This window comes from Bibersteinia trehalosi (assembly GCF_004346205.1).
Taxonomy (GTDB): Bacteria; Pseudomonadota; Gammaproteobacteria; order Enterobacterales; family Pasteurellaceae; genus Bibersteinia; species Bibersteinia trehalosi.
Genome location: NZ_SMAM01000001.1, coordinates 25,894 through 43,449 on the forward strand (window position 1 = coordinate 25,894; position 17,556 = coordinate 43,449).

Genomic DNA, 17,556 nt, shown 5'->3' on the forward strand with positions numbered 1-17,556 from the left:
AGTGTTTTATTATCCAGTTTTTATGCTTACTCAACTTACTATCAATAATTTTGCGATTGTTCGCCATCTTATCCTTGAGCTCAATGAAGGAATGTCGGTGATTACCGGTGAAACCGGTGCAGGGAAATCTATTGCAATTGATGCACTCGGCTTATGTCTTGGTTACCGTTCAGAAAGTTCAATGATTCGTAACGGTGCAGACAAAGCGGATATCACGGCTACTTTCTCAATGCAGCCAACTAGCCCCGCTTATCTCTGGCTAGCTGAGCATGAATTGCTTGATGAAGATAATCCATCCGAATGTATTTTACGGCGTATGATTAATCTTGAAGGACGTTCAAAAGCTTTTGTGAATAATCGCCCAATTCCTGCTTCACAATTAAGAGAACTTGGACAATATTTGATTCACCTGAATGGTCAGCATGCCCCCCAACTCTTACTTAAAAGTGAATATCAGCTAGAAGTATTGGATAATTATGCAGATATCCATACCTTGCTTACTCAAATGGCAGAACAATATCAGGTGTGGAAAAAGCTAAACAAGCAGGTTAAAAATTTTCATCAACAATGCAAAGAGAATGAAGCACGTAAACAGCTATTGCAATATCAGGTTGATGAATTGGATGAGTTTGCGATTAAAGCAGGCGAGTTTGAACAGTTAGAAGAAGACCAAAGTCGATTAGCAAATTCAGAACAGCTAACGGCATTATCGCAATCTGTGATTGGCAGTTTGAGCGATAATGATTTGAATATTGATTCCATGCTTTATCGTACCATTCGAGAGTTAGAAGAGCTGGTTGAGCTAGATACAAGTTATCAATCTGCATTAGATATGCTCAATGATGCACTTATTCAAATACAGGAAGCAAGTTCGGAAATTGCACAAATTGCAACAAATATTGAGCAAGATCCTGAATTGTTGAATGAGCTAGATGAGCGGATTAGCACAACAATGCAACTGGCACGTAAGCATCATGTTCAGCCACAGGAATTATGGAAACAGCATAAAACGCTGAAAGTTGAGCTACAGCAACTACTTGATTTTGAAGGAAACGAAGAGCAACTGATCTTAGATGAAAAAGCAGCTCACCAACGTTGTGTTGAACTTGCAGATGATATTTATCAAAAACGCCAAGCGGCGGGGCAAAAACTTGCGAAAAAAGTCACAGAGCAAATTAAGCAACTGGCGATGGAAAACGGAGAATTTTTTATTGATATTCAGCATAATCTAGAAAAACTTTCGCCAAATGGCGCAGATTGTGTGGAATTTAACCTACGCAGTAATTTGGGGCAAAGCGCACAGCCGCTGGCAAAAATTGCATCGGGTGGTGAGCTTTCTCGAATCTCACTTGCTGTGCAAGTTTTAACTGCAAATAAGCTTTCTACTCCAACTATTATTTTTGATGAAGTGGATGTTGGCATTAGTGGACCAACAGCAACAGTGGTTGGACAATTGCTGCGTCAGCTGGGTAAAAAGTGCCAAGTACTTTGTGTAACGCACTTACCGCAAGTTGCCAGCCATGGCCACCATCATTTTAATGTCCAGAAATTTGTAGAAAATAACCAAACTGAAACACAAATGACACTCCTTACAGAGGTTGAACGCGTGAATGCACTAGCGCGTTTGCTTGGTGGCAGTTGTATTACTGATGCTGTATTGGCTAATGCTCAAGAGATGTTGGCGCTTGCAAAGTAGTATCGGTCAAGTTTTGAATGGCTTTCCTCTTCTCGCGTTTGGCGCAGAGAGAGCAAGCGGGTAAAATAACAGAAAATTTTGCAAAAGGAATCTTTATGAAACTTGCGACTTTTTCTGCTTCAGAACAAGAATTACTTGAAAAGGCTCAATGGCTAGCGGGATTTAGCCTTGGTGAAATTGCCTCCTTACTAAATATACCCGTACCACCAGATTTAAAGCGAGATAAGGGCTGGGTGGGGATGCTGATTGAGACTGCATTAGGAGCAAGAGCTGGAAGCAAACCAGAGCAAGATTTTGCTCATCTAGGGATTGAGCTTAAAACAATTCCTGTGAATCAACAAGGGTTTCCTCTTGAGACAACTTTTGTCAGCCTTGCCCCTTTAACGGATAATCATGGCATACTCTGGCAAACCTCACATGTGCGTCATAAATTGCAAAAAGTGCTTTGGCTCCCAGTGCAAGGTGAGAGAGAAATTCCATTGGCAGAACGCCGAATAGGTCAGCCAATTCTATGGTCACCAAGTCCTGAGCAAGAGTGGCAGCTACAACGCGACTGGGAAGAGCTAATGGAGCTGATTGTGCTTGGTAAGCTGAATGAAATTAATGCTAAGTTGGGAGAGGTGATGCAGCTGCGCCCTAAAGGGCAGAATAGCAAAGCACGAGCGGGGGCATTTAATGCACAAGGTGAAAAAATTCGCTCATTGCCATTAGGATTTTACTTACGTAAGGAATTCACGGCACAAATTTTGCGTGATTTTCTACGATAGGCGACTTGAGTAGTGATTTCGTTGTAGAATAACGCCCTTCCTAATTTTTTACCGATGAGCAAATAATGTTATTAATTGATATAGCAGGACAAGAATTAACCCAAGAAGAGCAAGAAATTTTAGCACATCCGCTAGTTTCCGGCTTAATTTTATTTACCCGTAATTTTTATGATAGAGAACAAATTCAAGCATTGATTAAATCTCTCCGTCAGCGGGTAAAAAAGCCATTACTTGTGACTGTAGATCAAGAGGGGGGAAGAGTACAGCGTTTTCGTGAAGGATTTACCAAATTGCCTGCAATGCAATCATTTCAGACAATATATGCCGAACCAATTCAACAGCAAAAAGCGGCGAAGGAAGCCGGTTGGTTAATGGCTGCGGAAATGTTTGCATTAGATATTGACCTGAGTTTTGCCCCTGTGCTTGATCTTGGACATGACTGTAAAGCAATTGGTGATCGTTCTTTCGGCTCAGAGCTACATAGGGTTTTACCAGTAGCTGAAAGCTTTATTGATGGCATGTTAGAAATAGGAATGGCGACCACCGGCAAGCATTTTCCTGGACATGGGCATGTTTTAGCTGATTCCCATCTTGAAACGCCATTTGATGATCGCTCGAAAGAAACGATTTTTAGCTATGATATTCAGCCGTTTAAACAGCTTATCAGTAAAAATAAACTCTCAGCAGTTATGCCTGCCCATGTTGTTTATACTCAATGTGATAGCCAGCCCGCGAGTGGTTCGGCATATTGGCTGAAAGACGTTTTACGCCAGCAGCTTAATTTTAATGGTGTGATTTTCTCAGATGATCTTGGTATGAAAGGTGCGGGCTTTATGGGCAATTTTGTAGAGCGTAGTGAGAAAGCTTTACAGGCAGGCTGCGACTTATTGTTACTTTGTAATGAACCGAAAGGGGTTGTGCAAGTACTTGATGGCTTAAAGTATCAACCAACAGCAGCACAACAAGCGCGTCATTTAAGTTTGATGAAGCGTAAACAATTTTCTTGGCACGAATTAACCGCAACAACACGTTGGCGTGAAGCAACCCAATCGTTGGCAAAACTGCAAGATGATTGGTTGGAGTGGAAAGTACAGCATGCTTAATTTTTTGCGTTGCCACCATTTTGATCGAAAAGATTGTCAATCTTGTCAGTGGTTGGATAAAAGTTATCCAGCGCAAATCAATGACAAAGTTGCAGATCTCAAACGCTTGATTTCGCCTTTTATTTTGCAAAAAACACAGGTTTTTCCACCGCTTGTTTCATCACCCTCTGCTTTTCGTAATAAAGCTAAAATGGTGGTATCAGGAAGTGTAGAGAGACCTCTTTTAGGGATCTTACGAGAACAGACTGATCCATCTAGTGCAGTGGATTTAACCGATTGCCCTTTATATCCAAGCGAATTTGTCGCACTTTTTCCTGTCTTGAAAGATTTTATCGCGAGAGCAGGGCTGGTGCCGTATAACGTAGCGAAGAAAAAAGGGGAGCTTAAGTATATTTTACTTACCCAAAGTCAGCTAGATAAAGCGGTTATGATCCGTTTTGTGTTGCGTAGTGAATTGAAATTGCCATTGATTGAGCGAGAGTTTGCTGACTTTTGGGCAAAACTGCCGATGAATTCTGTTGTTAGCGTAAATATTCAGCCACAACACGCAGCGATTTTGGAAGGTGAGAAAGAGATTTTTTTAACAGAGAGACGAGTATTAGCGGAGAATTTTAACGGTATTCCACTTTTTATTCGCCCGCAGGGTTTTTTCCAAACAAACCCAATGGTGGCGAGTGAGTTATATCGAACTGCTCAAAATTGGGTTGCGCAGTTACCAATACAACGTTTATGGGATCTTTTTTGTGGCGTCGGTGGTTTTGGCTTACATTGTGCGGCCAGTTTGCAACAGAAAAATCCTGAGGTTGCATTAACTGGCATTGAGATTTCTGCTTCAGCAATTGCCAGTGCTACTCAATCAGCTGAACAATTAGGGTTGAAAAATGTACAGTTTGCTAGCTTGGATTCTGCAAATTTTGCCTTAAATAAACAAGGGGAGCATCCTGATTTAATCATTGTTAATCCGCCTCGCCGGGGGATTGGTAAATCCTTAGCGGACTATCTGAATCAGCTTGCTGCGCCTTATTTGATTTATTCCAGCTGTAATGCTCAAACGATGGCAAAAGACTTTGCTAGTTTAACCAACTATCAGCTGGAAAAAGTACAATTATTTGATATGTTTCCGCACACCTCGCATTATGAAGTTTTAACTTTCTTAACACTTAAATAAGCAAGCGGTGCAATTTGGCAGAAAAAATGCAAATTTGCATCGCTTGTTTTTTAGTCACTTAAACTATTCAATTAAGCCTTTTTTCAAGCGTTCAAAATAGCTTCTGGTTTCATCCAACACGACATGACGTAATGCGACTAAAGCAATTAAGTTTGGGAATGCCATTAAACCATTCACGATGTCAGCGAGAGTCCAGATAGTATTGAGCTGAATAAAAGGTGCTGAGGCAATTAATGCAATAAAGGCTAAACGATAGAATTTAATCCCTTTGGTGCGCCCGCCTGTTAAATAGACAAAACAGCGTTCTCCATAGTAGCACCAGCCTAAAATTGTCGTGAAAGCAAAGAAAATTAAGCCTACACTGACAATAATTGAGCCGATATTGCTGAATAGCCCTTGATTGAATGCGAGATTAGTAATGGCTGCGCCTTGGGCAGACCCTTGCCATGCTCCGGTGAGTACAATGACTAGGCCGGTCATCGTGCACACAATGATAGTATCTAAGAAAGTACCGGTCATTGAAATCAGCCCCTGACGCACGGGTTCTTTAGTGTGGGCGGCTGCGGCTGCAATAGGTGCAGAACCTAAGCCAGATTCGTTAGAGAAGATCCCACGTGCGACACCTGACTGAATTGCCTGCATCACTGTAAAACCGATAGCTCCTCCAAATGCTGCGCTAGGATTAAAAGCTGATTCCACGATAAAGGCGATAGTAGCTGGTAATTTTTCGGCATTCAGTACCAAAATTAAAATGGACGCGCCGACATAAGCGAGCGCCATAAATGGCACAATCACTGTAGCTATTTTTGAGATGCGTTTGACCCCACCTAAGATGATTGCTGCCACCGCAACAGTAAGAATGGTTGCTGTCAGGCTAATCGGGAGGCTAAAAGTATCTTGTAATGCCGTTGTAATTCCGTTTACTTGCGGAAATGTTCCAATACCAAAGAGTGCCACAAGTACACCAAAGAAAGCGAATAATTTAGCAAGCCATTTCCATTTTTGCCCCATTCCCATTTCAATATAGTACATTGGGCCACCTGCAATATAGCCATCTTTATCTTTGCCGCGGAATTTAATAGCAAGCAAGCATTCGGCATATTTTGTTGTCATGCCAAATAGAGCTATTAACCACATCCAGAATAGCGCACCAGGGCCACCAGTTTGAATTGCGGTGGCAACACCGACAATATTTCCTGTACCGATGGTTGCGGCAAGTGCGGTTGCAAGTGCGCCGAAAGCCGAAATATCACCTTGTTGCTCATTGCCTTTTTCTTTTTTGAAAATGTAGCTAAATGCGCGAGGTAGTTGGAAGAGTTGGAGTAATTTAAGTTTGAAAGTGAAATAGATACCTACACCTGAAATAAGTATCAGAAGTGGAGCACCCCAAACAATATTGTTGATAGTATTAAGAATAGTGTCGATTGACATTGTTGGTTCCTCGTAAAACTGCTTACAAGGAAAGAAAAGGCGAAAGACAAGCGGGTATTTTGCAAAAAATCCGCAAAATTAACCGCTTAAGATAAGCTTTTCTCCCCTGTCCTTTTGCCTGAGCGTTTCACATTGCCTAAACAGCTAACGCTTGCGCCTTCGGCGTCCATTTTCCTATTTACCCATTGGGGTAACAATGACGGATTGGATCTCTCCAAGGGTTCGTCCAATAGCTGTCCTCGCCATCGCACCTGAAAGAGTTTACCTCGTCGGTGTGGGGTCAATCCCCCGCTCTCCAGCTATCTTCATCCGAACTGTAGGAATAGGATTCTAATACTTTTGTTTTGGCTGTCAATGAGAAATGTGAGCTTATCGACAAAATTATTTGCTCGCTATGCAGATCTTTTGGCAGAACTAGCAAAAAGTGATAGCATAACCACGTTACATTTAATGTAGAGAAAATAATGAAAGAAACACTTCGAATTGCAACTCGCCAAAGCCCGCTTGCATTATGGCAGGCGAATTTTGTGAAACAGGCTTTGGAACAACGCTTTCCTGAATTATCGGTGGAGCTGGTTACGATGGTGACCAAAGGCGATATTATCCTTGATACCCCCTTAGCTAAAATTGGCGGCAAAGGTCTCTTTGTTAAAGAATTAGAACTCGCATTGTTAGAAAATCGAGCCGATCTTGCGGTGCATTCTATGAAAGATGTGCCGATGGAGTTTCCTGAAGGTTTAGGTTTAGCTGTGATTTGCCAGCGAGAAGATCCTCGCGATGCTTTCGTCTCTAATCAATATGCAAGTTTAAATGCGCTGCCTAAGGGGGCTGTTGTTGGAACTTCTAGCTTACGCCGTCAATGTCAGCTCATGGCTCGTTATCCACATTTAACAGTAAAATCATTGCGTGGTAATGTTGGTACTCGTTTAAGTAAATTAGACAATGGCGAGTATGATGCAATTATTCTTGCCTCTGCAGGGTTAATCCGCTTGGGATTGCAAGAACGTATTCGTTGTTTTATTGAAGTTGAGGATTCTTTGCCTGCCAGTGGGCAAGGTGCAGTAGGGATTGAAACACGTGTTAATGATGAGCGGGTGTTAAAATATATTAATAGCTTAAATCACCCAGAAACGGCTTATTGCGTGAAAGCCGAACGTGCTATGAATGCGCGTTTGCAGGGTGGTTGTCAAGTTCCTATTGGCGCTTATGCGACACTGCATGGCAACACAATTGCGATGAATGCATTGGTAGGGGCTTTAGATGGTTCGCAAATTATTCGAGCATCTGGTGCAGCTTCTGTGTCTCAGGCAGAATTGCTGGGCGTTAAAATAGCGGAGCAACTCTTAGCGCAAGGGGCTGATAAAATTCTTGCCGAAGTGTATGCTTAATTAATATGAATGTATTAGTTACTCGCCCTGATGAACGAGGGCAACAGCTGGTTAATATGTTAGCAGAACGGCAAATTTTTGCGATTCATCAGCCTATTTTGCGTATTGAGGCTGGGAATGCGTTGCCACAGCTGCCTTCTGTTCTTGCGCGTTTAAATGCGGGTGATTATGTCTTTGCCGTTTCTAAAAATGCGGTAGATTTTGCGGTAAAAGCATTAAAAGAAACGGGGTTTAGATGGCGAAGTGATTTAACTTATTTAGCGGTAGGGCAGGGGACTGCAAATTATTTCTGTAGTCAAGCAGAGTTGTCGGTTCGCTATCCAATTGAGAGCGAAAATAGCGAAGGTTTACTCAATTTAGCCGGTATGCAGAATCTTGCGGATAAGCAAGTAGTGATTTTACGTGCGAATACGGGACGAGAGTATTTTAGTGAGCAGGTTCAGCTACGAGGGGCAAAGGTAGAAACGGTTGAATGCTATCGTCGTTTATTGTGGGCAGAGGATTTGCCTGAAAAAATGAGCTTGGCAAAACGTTCTGGTATTGACACTTTAGTTATCACTAGTGGTGAGATTTTATCAACACTATTTACGCAAACGTTAGAGACCGATCGAGACTGGTTATTGGCATCTCGTTTAATTGTGGTTGGACGTAGAGTGGCGAATTTAGCAATAAAATTAGGTTGGCAAAGTGATTTAATTACGATTTCAGAAAAAGCAGACAACTACAGCTTGCTGGAATCGGTATTGCAAGGTATGAAATCTTAAAGGAAAGAGGTGCTGTAAATGAGCAAACAAAATAGAAAGCCTAAAACGGTTGAAAACGTGGATACTCATGCGGTTGAGTCAGTTGAAGTTGAAACAGTTGTTACAGAAACAGCTGAAGTGGGGCAAGCGGTAGAAAAAACAGAAGATTTTGCAAAAAAATCAGTGAAAGAGACCGCTTCTGCGAGGGATAAAGCAGAGAAAGAGGATGAGAGTATGACAGATAAAGCACCTAAACAAGAAAAGGCAAGATCTGGTGGCACAGGTATTGCCTTATTAGCGTTATTAGTTGCTCTTGGAGTAGGCGGCGCAGGTTATTTCTTAGGAAACCAAAAATTTGTTGAGCTTGATGGGCAAATTAAAGCATTAGGCCAAAAAGTTGCGCAAATGCCCCAAACCGTGATGCAATCGCCGGAAATTGAGATACCAAGTTTTGAGGCAGAAAAAACACAAATTGCCCAATTGGCACATGCGTATCAGCAAGCAAATAGCCGAGTTGAGCAATTAGAGAAAGAACAAAATGCATATACACAGCAGATTAATGCATTACAGCAACAAGTTCAGCGTTTAGGTGCAAATCCTGTGGCTGAACCTACAGCATGGTTGTTCTCTGATGCGGATTTTTTACTCAATAATGCGCTACGCAAAATGGCGCTAGACAATGATATTGATACCGCAAGAAGTCTATTGATTGAGGCGGATAATGTTCTGAGCCAAGTTTCAGATCCAAAAGCATTAGCAATTCGTAATGCAATTAAAACAGATCTTAATACTTTAGATAGCGTGAATGAAATCGATCAGAATACACTGATGCAGCGTTTGGCGAGATTGGCAAATTTAGTCGATAACCTGCCAATGGCAGATAGTGGCGAGAGCGAAAAAGCAGATAATGGGGAAGTGAGTGATTCTATAGACGATTGGCAGAAAAATATTGAGAAAAGTGCAGATTCATTCTTAAGCCATTTTATCCGCATTAATGATAAAGGTCGCGTAGTAAACGACAAGGCATTTATTGCACCTAATCAGGAAATTTATCTGCGTGAAAATATTCGTTTACGCCTACAAATCGCTATTCTGGCAGTACCGCGTCAGCAAAATGAGCTATACAAACAATCCTTGGAAGCCGTATCTACTTGGGTCAGAAGCTATTTTGATTTGCAAAATGCAGATGTGCAGACATTCTTAAAAGAGCTAGATAGCGTGGGAGAGCAGTCAATTTATGTTGATGCGCCACATAAATTGCAAAGCCTAGAATTGCTAGAGAGAAATTTGAATAAAGCATCTAAGCCAATTGTTAAAGTACAGTTGGATGAGACAAAAGCTTTAGAACAGCTAAAGGCCGAAGACGCTCAAATGCCTGTAGAACCAAGAGTTGATGCGGCGGAGCCTACACTAGCACCAGCAACAGAACAATAAGGAGGATAGTATTATGTTTCGAGTTCTCTTTTTAATGTTGCTTGTATTAGCAGGTTTAATTGCAGGTCCTTATATTGCTGGGCATCAAGGCTATGTGCGGATTGAAACCGATACTAAAGTTATTGAAATGAGCTTGGTAATGTTAGTTGTTTTCTTTGCATTAGCAATGGCTATTGTTTACTTAGCGGAATGGATTATTAGTCGATTTTTACGTTTAAGCCGTGATTCTTATCACTGGTTTGGTAATCGTAAACGTAAGAAAGCACAAAAGCAGACCCTTGAAGGTTTAATGAAAATGACCGAAGGGAATTATTCTAAGGCAGAGAAATTAATCAGCAAGAATGCGAAACATTCTGAAGAGCCAGTATTAAACTTTATTAAGGCAGCAGAAGCCGCACAGTTGCAAGGTGATGCTTTTTCAGCGAATCAGTATTTAATGGAAGCAGCAAAATTAGCCGGCCCTAATTCTGTTGCTGTTGAATTGGCTCGTACGCGTTTGTTATTACAACAAGAAAAATTGCCAGCAGCACGCAGCGCTGTAGATAGCTTATTGGAGTTAGCACCAAATAATGTTGATGCGCAACGACTAGCGATTGAGATCTATCAGAAATCAAAAGCGTATAAAGCATTAGATGCTATTTTGGAAACCATTGGACAACGTAGTTTCTTAGAGGCTGAGGAATATGAAGCATTAGTACGAGAAGCTGATGATGGCCTACTGGATGAAATTCTTAATGAGGAAGGGCAAGAAGGCTTACTGAAATGGTGGGAAGAGCAACCAAGCCGTCGCCGTCGTTCAGTTTATACTCGCTCTGCGGTGATTAAGCGTTTGATCGATAGCGATGATCATGATTCTGCCGGTGAGATTGCCTTGGAAACCTTGAAGAAATTTGAGGACGAGCAATTAGATTTGTTCTTTGTCCAATTGACACGTTTACAAGTAGATCAAGAGAGTAAACTCGTTAAACTGTTAGCTAAACGGGCTGAAAAAGCGCGAGAAAATTACTCGGACGATTATGCGCGAGCATTGGGATATATTTACACTCGAGATGGCTTATTTGATAAAGCAAAACCTTACTTTGTTCAATTGCTTGAACATCATGAATGTGAAGCCAATGATCGTATTATGGCATTATATGTTGCGGAGCAAACTCACGATTTAGAATTGGTTGCGCGTTTAAAAGCAGAGAATTTGAAATCCGTGAATGTTGAAGCAATTGAGCAACAAGATATTTCATCAGAAATACTCGCATTACCAGAGCAGATTGCGCAGAAATAGCAAATATTTTGCTAAGTACATTTAGTGTTAAGTAAGCCCCTCCTTCTCGGAGGGGTTTTTACTTTTCGCAAGCGGTCAATTTTGGATTTAATTTTACAAATTAAATAAATCGTACTCAGAATATACATTCTCGTACTATTTTAGCTATTTGATTTATATCAAAACGATGTTAGTAAGATTGCTAAATTTTATTAAATTAAATTTAAAAATCTTGTTAATAATATTCTTTTACTATTTTTTCTTTGTGTATTTATGAGTAAAATATGCAACCGACTATAAGTGTAATTTTTTCAATAAAATAGACACTTATCGGTTTTTGGGGTGGTTGCAAATTGTTTGTAACCGTTTAATCAGGCTTGAAATATAAAGAGGTTTGAGATGTTGGACGTTGTTGAACTCTCGCGCTTGCAGTTTGCTTTAACTGCACTCTACCACTTCTTATTTGTACCGCTCACATTAGGTCTTTCTTTCGTGCTTGTCGTGATGGAAACACTTTATGTAACCACAGGTAAAGAAGTGTATAAAGATATGACCAAGTTCTGGGGTAAATTATTTGGTATTAACTTTGCCCTAGGTGTGACAACCGGTATCACAATGGAGTTCCAATTTGGTACTAACTGGTCTTATTATTCTCACTATGTTGGTGATATCTTTGGTGCTCCATTAGCCATTGAAGGCTTAATGGCGTTCTTCCTAGAATCAACCTTCATTGGTCTTTTCTTCTTTGGTTGGGATCGCTTGTCAAAAGCTAAACACTTATTTACAACATATATGGTTGCTTTTGGTTCTAACTTTTCAGCAATGTGGATCTTGGTTGCTAATGGTTGGATGCAATTCCCTACAGCAGCAGAGTTTAACTTCGAAACAATGCGAATGGAATTAGTGAGCTTTATGGATTTATGGTTAAATCCTGTTGCGCAAACTAAATTTGTTCATACTGTCAGTGCCGGTTATGTTTGCGGTGCTATCTTCGTTTTAAGCATTAGCGCTTACTATATTTTAAAAGGTCGTGATTTACCGTTTGCGCGTCGTTCATTTTCTGTGGGGGCAAGCTTTGGTCTATTAGCGATTATTGCAGTGGTGTTAGCTGGTGATGAAGCTGGTTATGAAATCGGTCAAACTCAGCCAATGAAATTAGCTGCAATGGAGGGTGAATTTGACACACACCCAGCGCCAGCAGCATGGAATGCATTTGTGATTCCGAATACAAAAGAAATGCGTCATGAAATGGCAATTGCTGTACCTTACGCGGCAGGTATCATTGCAACTCGTTCTTTGGATAAGGAAATTAAAGGCGTTAAAGACATTCGTAATGAGAACGTGCAACGTGTTCGTAATGGTATGGTTGCTTATGCATTGCTTGAAAAATTACGTACAGGCAGCTATACAGAAGAAGAAAAAGCGGCATTTAAATTAGTACAAAAAGATTTAGCTTTTGGTTTATTACTCAAACAATATGCACCTAATGTAATTGATGCAACAGAAGAGCAAATCCAAAAAGCAGCTGATGCAACTGTACCTAATGTAGGGCCAACTTTCTGGGCATTCCGTATTATGTTAGCAGCTGGTGGCTTGATGCTATTATTAATTGCAACAGCATTTGTTAAAAATATGCGTAATACTGTGGCAAAACATCCAATGTTCTTGCGCGTGATGTTATGGGCTATCCCACTACCATGGATTGCAATTGAAAGTGGTTGGTTCTTGGCAGAATATGGGCGTCAGCCATGGGCAATCTATGAAATGTTGCCAACGGGCGTTGCAAACTCTGCATTAACAACGGGTGAACTATGGTTATCTATTGGTTTACTCTGTGGTTTATACACCTTATTCCTAATTGTAGAAATGTATTTAATGTTTAAATATGGCAAACTTGGTCCAAGTGCATTAAAAACAGGTCGTTATCACTTTGAGCAATCTGCGAAATAATAGGAGTTAGAAATGTTAGATTATGAGATTCTACGCTTTATTTGGTGGGTGCTAATTGCTGTTCTACTCATTGGTTTTGCGATTACTGATGGCTTTGATATGGGCGTATTAACTCTGTTACCAATTGCAGGTAAGAGTAATGTTGAGCGCCGTATTATGATTAACTCAGTAGCACCTCACTGGGATGGTAACCAAGTATGGTTATTAACTGCAGGTGGTGCAATTTTTGCTGCATGGCCTACAGTCTATGCGACTTCATTCTCAGGTTTCTACATCGCGATGATTTTAGTGCTTGCTGCGCTATTCTTCCGTCCAGTAGGCTTTGAGTATCGTGCAAAAATTGATGATCAAAGATGGCGTAGTGCTTGGGATTGGGGCTTATTTGTTGGTGGATTTGTTCCATCACTCATTTTCGGTGTTGCATTTGGTAATTTATTGCAAGGTGTACCATTTGAATTTAACAATATCAACCAAGTTCAATACACAGGTTCATTCTTTGGCTTGCTAAATCCATTTGCATTACTTTGTGGTGTCGTGAGCTTAATGATGCTAACTACCCAAGGCGCAACCTGGTTACAAATGAAAACTACAGGTGAATTACGCAATCGCGTTCGTGGTATTGCACAAATTACCGCAGCTGTCACGGTGGTTGCATTTTTAGCTGCTGGCGCATGGTTATATTTCAAAGATGGTTTTGTGATTACTAGTCAGCTAGACCACAATGCGCCGTCATTGCTAACTAACAAATCAGTTGAGTTGGAAAGTGCGGCTTGGTTTAAAAACTATGCAGAAATGCCGATTCTTTGGATCGTTCCTGCGTTAGTTGTGATCGGTGGATTATTAACTGTTGCTAGTTCAAAAGCTAACCGTTCTGGTTTTGCATTCTTCTCATCATCAATCACTATTGTTGGTGTTATTTTAACCGCTGCAGTATCGATGTTCCCATTCATTATGCCTTCTATTTCTCATCCAGAAATGAGCTTAACTGTATGGGATGCAACTGCAAGCCAGAATACTCTCACCGTGATGTTAATTGTAGCATTGATTTTCGTACCATTAGTGCTCTCTTATACGGTTTGGTCATACTTCAAAATGTTCGGTCGTTTAGATTCGAAATTTATTGAAGATAACAAAGCAAGCTTATACTAAGGAGAAACACAATGCTTTATGTTAGTTGGTTTTTAGGTATCTTACTTGCTGTGTTATTCGCAACTGTGGTTACGATCAGCATTGAGAAAACAGGTAAGTTTGACGAGTAATTGAGAAGGAAAAATGATTCATTCTCTTTATAATATGACAAGAAAGGGCTGGCTAAAGGCCCTTTCTTTTATCCTAGCTTCAGCAATGTTTGTGATGATCTTGTTGAAATCATCGCTTTTTGCTCACTATTTTGGTGAAGTGTCTCCGCTGTTGGTAATTATCGTTTTCTATGCAATGGTGATACTCTGGATTCATGGTAGTGGTTTTGAAATAAAAGCAACCTTATGGAGAGTAATTTTCCTTCCTGTTGTGGGTTATTTCATCCTAATTCCTTGTCTTTCCTATCTTATTTGGCTTTAGTCAAGTCTTATTTTACAAGCCCTGATTATTTTTGTATTTTGAATTGAAAAGGGCTTGCATAAGCAATTATCTCTCTCTAAAATGACGAACCTCAGCGCCTAGTTTTTGGGCGTTTTTCTTTTGCATTCAAACAGGGTACGTATGAAATTTCCTATTCGCGTTTATTATGAAGATACAGATGCCGGTGGTGTTGTTTATCATGCGCGCTATCTGCATTTTTTTGAACGGGCAAGAACAGAATTTTTGCGAGAAAAAGGTTTTTCACAGCAGCAATTGTTAGCAGAAAATTTGGCTTTTGTTGTTAAAAAAATGGAAATAGATTATAAAATCCCAGCTAAACTTGATGATTTTCTGGTAGTTGAAAGCCAAATTTTGGAACTAAAAGGTGCGAAAATAGTCTTTTCGCAGCGCCTTTGGCGAGAAGATGTATGTTTAAGTGAAGCAACAGTCGTCGTTGCAAGTGTTGATTTAGCAAAAATGAAAGCAGTGGCAATACCTAGTGAAATAAAACAGGTATTACAAGCGGTCTAATTTATTCAAAAATTTACCCATTTGGAGTTTTTAATGGCAACTGAATTTAATTTAGTTTCATTGTTTATGGAAGCGAGTATTGTAGTAAAACTCGTGATTTTAGTTTTAATTACATTCTCAGTGCTTTCTTGGGCGGTGATTATTCAACGTAGTCGAGTATTGAACCGTGCGAAAAAAGAATCGGAAACATTTGAAGATCGTTTTTGGTCTGGTGAAGATCTTCATCGCTTACACGAAGGGTTAGAGAATCGTCGTGATGGATTAAATGGCTCTGAGCAAATTTTCTATGTCGGCTTTAAGGAATTTAACCGTTTACAACAAGCAAATCCAGATTCGCCTGAAGCTATTATTCAAGGATCAAGTCGCGCGATGAATTTAGCTTTAAATCGTGAAATGGAGCAAGCTGAAAATTATATTCCGTTTTTAGGCACGGTTGGCTCAATTAGCCCATATATTGGTTTGTTTGGTACGGTTTGGGGTATTATGCATTCATTTATGGGGTTAAGTGCGGTTAAACAAGCCACATTACAATCCGTTGCACCAGGTATTGCAGAAGCGCTCATTGCAACGGCAATAGGTTTATTTGCAGCAATTCCTGCGGTAATGGCATACAACCGTTTAAACTTGAAAGTAAATAAATTAGAGCAAAACTATGTGAATTTTATTGATGAATTTACAACGATTTTGCATCGTCAGGCATTCGCAAAAAAGTAATTTTGTAAAAAACAAGGGGAAATAAACCGCTTGTTATAAAGGTTTAAGAAAGAGGAAAGTATGTCTGATCGTCGTCGTAAACGCAATGACATTAAATCAGAGATCAACATTGTTCCATTTTTGGATGTGTTATTGGTGTTATTACTGATTTTTATGGCCACAGCACCAATTATTAGTCAAAGCGTAGAAGTTGAATTGCCAGAAGATCGTCACAGTCAATCGGTGTCAAATGAAGATAAAACACCTGTAATTTTAGAGATTGCAGGGGTTGGCTTATATAAGTTAAAAATTGAAGGTAATTATGCCCAGAGTAATGGGGCAGAAAATATCAGTGATGATGAAGTGGTTGCTTATGCCGCGGATGCCTTTCAAAAAGATAACAATACGTTATTTTTGGTTGCAGGTGGTAAAGATGTACCTTATGAAGAGGTGATGAAAGGTATTTCATTATTAAAAGATGCGGGCATTAAATCTGTTGGTTTAATGACTGAAGGCAAATAAAGATTCAAGGATAGCGTGTGAAATATCAAAATGATCGGTTAGAACTAGCAGTTATTGTTTCGATCTTATTGCACTTGGTATTGATCGGCTTACTATTTTTAGGTTCATTGTTTACTAAAATAGTATTACCTGCTGCTGGTGGTAGCGGTGGTGATAGCGATGCATTTGATGCGGTAATGGTTGATACAGGACAAGTTGCGGCAGAATATGGGCGTTTGAAAGCAGAGAAGCAAGGAGCTAAAGAGAAAGCTGAACCTGTTAGAGAAGAACCGAAAAAAGAAGTTATTGTTGAAGCACCGGTTGACGAGTCTCAGACAGAATCTGTTAATAATGTTGTTGAAGCTGCTCAACAGCAAGAACAAGAGCGTGCTTTGCGATTTGCTCAGCAACAAGAGGCAGAAGAGCTACGTAAACAAGAGTTAGCAAAACGCGAAAAACAACGTCAAGAGCAACTAAAATTAGAGCAAGAAAAGAAACAGCAAGCAGAAGAGGCAGCACGTAAAAAAGCAGCAGAGGCGGCTCGTTTAAAGGCGGAAGCAGAAGCAAAACGTCTAGAAGCTGCAGCCAAACTGGCTGAGGAAGAGCGTAAAGCAAAAGCGGCTCAAGAGCGGGCTACTAGAGAGAAAGTAGCCAAAGAGCAAGCTGAAAAAGCAGCGGCTGAAGCAAAGGCTAAAGCAGAGAAAGAGGCGAAGGAAAAAGCTGAGAAGGAAGCAAAGGCTAAAGCAGAAAAAGAAGCAAAATTAAAAGCAGAGAAAGAAGCGAAAGTCAAAGCAGAAAAAGAAGCGAAAGAAAAAGCCGAAAAAGAGGCAAAAGCGAAAGCTGCTGCAGAGGCTAAAGCAAAAGCTGCTGCAGAGGCTAAAGCAAAAGCAGCGGCAGAAGCTAAAGCAAAAGCGGAACAAGCGAAGAAAAATAAAGCATTGGATGATTTCTTAAGTGGTGGCGATATTGGCGGTGGCTCAAGTAAAGGGGGCAACCGTAACAATGCAGGTTCTGCGGGAGCTGGAGGCACAACTGGACAAGGTTCAGGAACAAATGCTGATGGCGCAGCTTATGCTCAGCGGATTAAGAAATTAATTCAGTCTAAATATCGTGTTGATCCAAGTTTTGCGGGAAAAAGTTGTGATGTTAAGATCTTCTTAGAGCGCGACGGCACAATTAAAAATTATCAGGTTGGTCGAGGAAATAAAGAGGTCTGTGATGCCGCAGTCAGTGCGATTGTCGCAACTCGTAAAGTTCCACCAGCACCCACTGATGCGATTTATAACCAATTTAAATCGCCAACATTGGATTTTAGTTTAAAAATTAAATAGCC

Annotated in this window: 17 protein-coding genes and 2 riboswitches; of the genes, 16 read left to right on the top strand and 1 reads right to left on the bottom strand. The window is 40.5% G+C overall.

Going from position 1 to position 17,556, the window contains the following annotated elements; all coding sequences use genetic code 11:
- Window positions 1-22: 22 nt before the first annotated feature.
- The 4 genes from recN to rlmC all read left to right on the top strand — a co-directional run bounded on the left by recN (window position 23) and on the right by rlmC (window position 4,734).
- Window positions 23-1,696 carry a DNA repair protein RecN gene (gene recN, locus EDC51_RS00150; protein ID WP_131927844.1) on the top strand — a complete coding sequence of 558 codons (1,674 nt, stop codon included), beginning with the start codon at window positions 23-25 and terminating at the stop codon, window positions 1,694-1,696.
- Between the two features lie 95 nt (window positions 1,697-1,791).
- Complete coding sequence (gene mutH, locus EDC51_RS00155; RefSeq protein ID WP_025267153.1) at window positions 1,792-2,463, top strand: DNA mismatch repair endonuclease MutH; 672 nt, start codon at window positions 1,792-1,794, stop codon at window positions 2,461-2,463.
- Between the two features lie 65 nt (window positions 2,464-2,528).
- Complete coding sequence (gene nagZ, locus EDC51_RS00160; RefSeq protein WP_131927845.1) at window positions 2,529-3,566, top strand: beta-N-acetylhexosaminidase; 1,038 nt, start codon at window positions 2,529-2,531, stop codon at window positions 3,564-3,566.
- Complete coding sequence (gene rlmC / locus EDC51_RS00165) at window positions 3,559-4,734, top strand: 23S rRNA (uracil(747)-C(5))-methyltransferase RlmC (protein WP_131927846.1); 1,176 nt, start codon at window positions 3,559-3,561, stop codon at window positions 4,732-4,734. The genes nagZ and rlmC overlap by 8 nt, the downstream gene beginning before the upstream one ends.
- 63 nt (window positions 4,735-4,797) lie before the next feature.
- Here the strand turns inward: rlmC and EDC51_RS00170 are convergent, their stop codons facing one another.
- The gene (locus EDC51_RS00170) at window positions 4,798-6,165 is read right to left on the bottom strand and encodes an alanine/glycine:cation symporter family protein (protein WP_015432254.1); all 1,368 of its coding nucleotides are present in this window, start codon (window positions 6,163-6,165) and stop codon (window positions 4,798-4,800) included.
- 103 nt (window positions 6,166-6,268) lie between these two features.
- Window positions 6,269-6,386, bottom strand: a riboswitch (glycine riboswitch).
- 2 nt (window positions 6,387-6,388) lie between these two features.
- A riboswitch (glycine riboswitch) is annotated at window positions 6,389-6,474 on the bottom strand.
- Window positions 6,475-6,629: 155 nt separating this feature from the next.
- On the opposite strand from EDC51_RS00170, the gene hemC reads away from it, so the two are divergent.
- From hemC to tolA, 12 genes are all read left to right on the top strand, one after another.
- The gene (gene hemC / locus EDC51_RS00175) at window positions 6,630-7,553 is read left to right on the top strand and encodes a hydroxymethylbilane synthase (protein ID WP_131927847.1); all 924 of its coding nucleotides are present in this window, start codon (window positions 6,630-6,632) and stop codon (window positions 7,551-7,553) included.
- Window positions 7,554-7,558: 5 nt separating this feature from the next.
- Complete coding sequence (locus EDC51_RS00180) at window positions 7,559-8,317, top strand: uroporphyrinogen-III synthase (protein WP_015432257.1); 759 nt, start codon at window positions 7,559-7,561, stop codon at window positions 8,315-8,317.
- An 18-nt stretch (window positions 8,318-8,335) separates the two neighbouring features.
- Window positions 8,336-9,730 (top strand): uroporphyrinogen-III C-methyltransferase, encoded by a 1,395-nt coding sequence (locus EDC51_RS00185; protein ID WP_064318066.1) that lies wholly within the window; start codon window positions 8,336-8,338, stop codon window positions 9,728-9,730.
- 13 nt (window positions 9,731-9,743) lie between these two features.
- Window positions 9,744-11,009, top strand: a complete 1,266-nt coding sequence (locus EDC51_RS00190; RefSeq protein WP_125135293.1) for a heme biosynthesis protein HemY — start codon at window positions 9,744-9,746, stop codon at window positions 11,007-11,009.
- A 378-nt stretch (window positions 11,010-11,387) separates the two neighbouring features.
- Window positions 11,388-12,938, top strand: coding sequence for a cytochrome ubiquinol oxidase subunit I (locus tag EDC51_RS00195; RefSeq protein WP_015432260.1), 1,551 nt, complete (start codon window positions 11,388-11,390; stop codon window positions 12,936-12,938).
- 12 nt (window positions 12,939-12,950) lie between these two features.
- Window positions 12,951-14,087, top strand: a complete 1,137-nt coding sequence (gene cydB / locus EDC51_RS00200) for a cytochrome d ubiquinol oxidase subunit II (protein WP_015432261.1) — start codon at window positions 12,951-12,953, stop codon at window positions 14,085-14,087.
- A gap of 11 nt (window positions 14,088-14,098) precedes the next feature.
- Window positions 14,099-14,197, top strand: coding sequence for a cytochrome bd oxidase small subunit, CydX/CbdX family (locus EDC51_RS00205; RefSeq protein ID WP_081601334.1), 99 nt, complete (start codon window positions 14,099-14,101; stop codon window positions 14,195-14,197).
- Between the two features lie 13 nt (window positions 14,198-14,210).
- Entirely contained in the window at window positions 14,211-14,498 is a 288-nt protein-coding gene (gene ybgE / locus EDC51_RS00210) for a cyd operon protein YbgE (protein ID WP_131927848.1), read from the top strand.
- Window positions 14,499-14,639: 141 nt separating this feature from the next.
- Complete coding sequence (ybgC, locus tag EDC51_RS00215) at window positions 14,640-15,029, top strand: tol-pal system-associated acyl-CoA thioesterase (protein ID WP_015432263.1); 390 nt, start codon at window positions 14,640-14,642, stop codon at window positions 15,027-15,029.
- A 33-nt stretch (window positions 15,030-15,062) separates the two neighbouring features.
- A complete protein-coding gene (tolQ, locus tag EDC51_RS00220; RefSeq protein WP_015432264.1) occupies window positions 15,063-15,743 on the top strand; it encodes a protein TolQ in 681 nt (226 codons plus the stop codon).
- Between the two features lie 60 nt (window positions 15,744-15,803).
- Window positions 15,804-16,244, top strand: coding sequence for a colicin uptake protein TolR (tolR, locus tag EDC51_RS00225; RefSeq protein ID WP_015432265.1), 441 nt, complete (start codon window positions 15,804-15,806; stop codon window positions 16,242-16,244).
- A 17-nt stretch (window positions 16,245-16,261) separates the two neighbouring features.
- Window positions 16,262-17,554 (top strand): cell envelope integrity protein TolA, encoded by a 1,293-nt coding sequence (gene tolA, locus EDC51_RS00230; protein WP_131927849.1) that lies wholly within the window; start codon window positions 16,262-16,264, stop codon window positions 17,552-17,554.
- Window positions 17,555-17,556: the final 2 nt, after the last annotated feature.

Coding starts and splice junctions, on each gene's coding strand:
- recN (WP_131927844.1), top strand. CDS start 23: ATGCTTACTCAACTTACTATCAATAATTTTGCGATTGTTCGCCATCTT.
- mutH (WP_025267153.1), top strand. CDS start 1,792: ATGAAACTTGCGACTTTTTCTGCTTCAGAACAAGAATTACTTGAAAAG.
- nagZ (WP_131927845.1), top strand. CDS start 2,529: ATGTTATTAATTGATATAGCAGGACAAGAATTAACCCAAGAAGAGCAA.
- rlmC (WP_131927846.1), top strand. CDS start 3,559: ATGCTTAATTTTTTGCGTTGCCACCATTTTGATCGAAAAGATTGTCAA.
- EDC51_RS00170 (WP_015432254.1), bottom strand. CDS start 6,165: ATGTCAATCGACACTATTCTTAATACTATCAACAATATTGTTTGGGGT.
- hemC (WP_131927847.1), top strand. CDS start 6,630: ATGAAAGAAACACTTCGAATTGCAACTCGCCAAAGCCCGCTTGCATTA.
- EDC51_RS00180 (WP_015432257.1), top strand. CDS start 7,559: ATGAATGTATTAGTTACTCGCCCTGATGAACGAGGGCAACAGCTGGTT.
- EDC51_RS00185 (WP_064318066.1), top strand. CDS start 8,336: ATGAGCAAACAAAATAGAAAGCCTAAAACGGTTGAAAACGTGGATACT.
- EDC51_RS00190 (WP_125135293.1), top strand. CDS start 9,744: ATGTTTCGAGTTCTCTTTTTAATGTTGCTTGTATTAGCAGGTTTAATT.
- EDC51_RS00195 (WP_015432260.1), top strand. CDS start 11,388: ATGTTGGACGTTGTTGAACTCTCGCGCTTGCAGTTTGCTTTAACTGCA.
- cydB (WP_015432261.1), top strand. CDS start 12,951: ATGTTAGATTATGAGATTCTACGCTTTATTTGGTGGGTGCTAATTGCT.
- EDC51_RS00205 (WP_081601334.1), top strand. CDS start 14,099: ATGCTTTATGTTAGTTGGTTTTTAGGTATCTTACTTGCTGTGTTATTC.
- ybgE (WP_131927848.1), top strand. CDS start 14,211: ATGATTCATTCTCTTTATAATATGACAAGAAAGGGCTGGCTAAAGGCC.
- ybgC (WP_015432263.1), top strand. CDS start 14,640: ATGAAATTTCCTATTCGCGTTTATTATGAAGATACAGATGCCGGTGGT.
- tolQ (WP_015432264.1), top strand. CDS start 15,063: ATGGCAACTGAATTTAATTTAGTTTCATTGTTTATGGAAGCGAGTATT.
- tolR (WP_015432265.1), top strand. CDS start 15,804: ATGTCTGATCGTCGTCGTAAACGCAATGACATTAAATCAGAGATCAAC.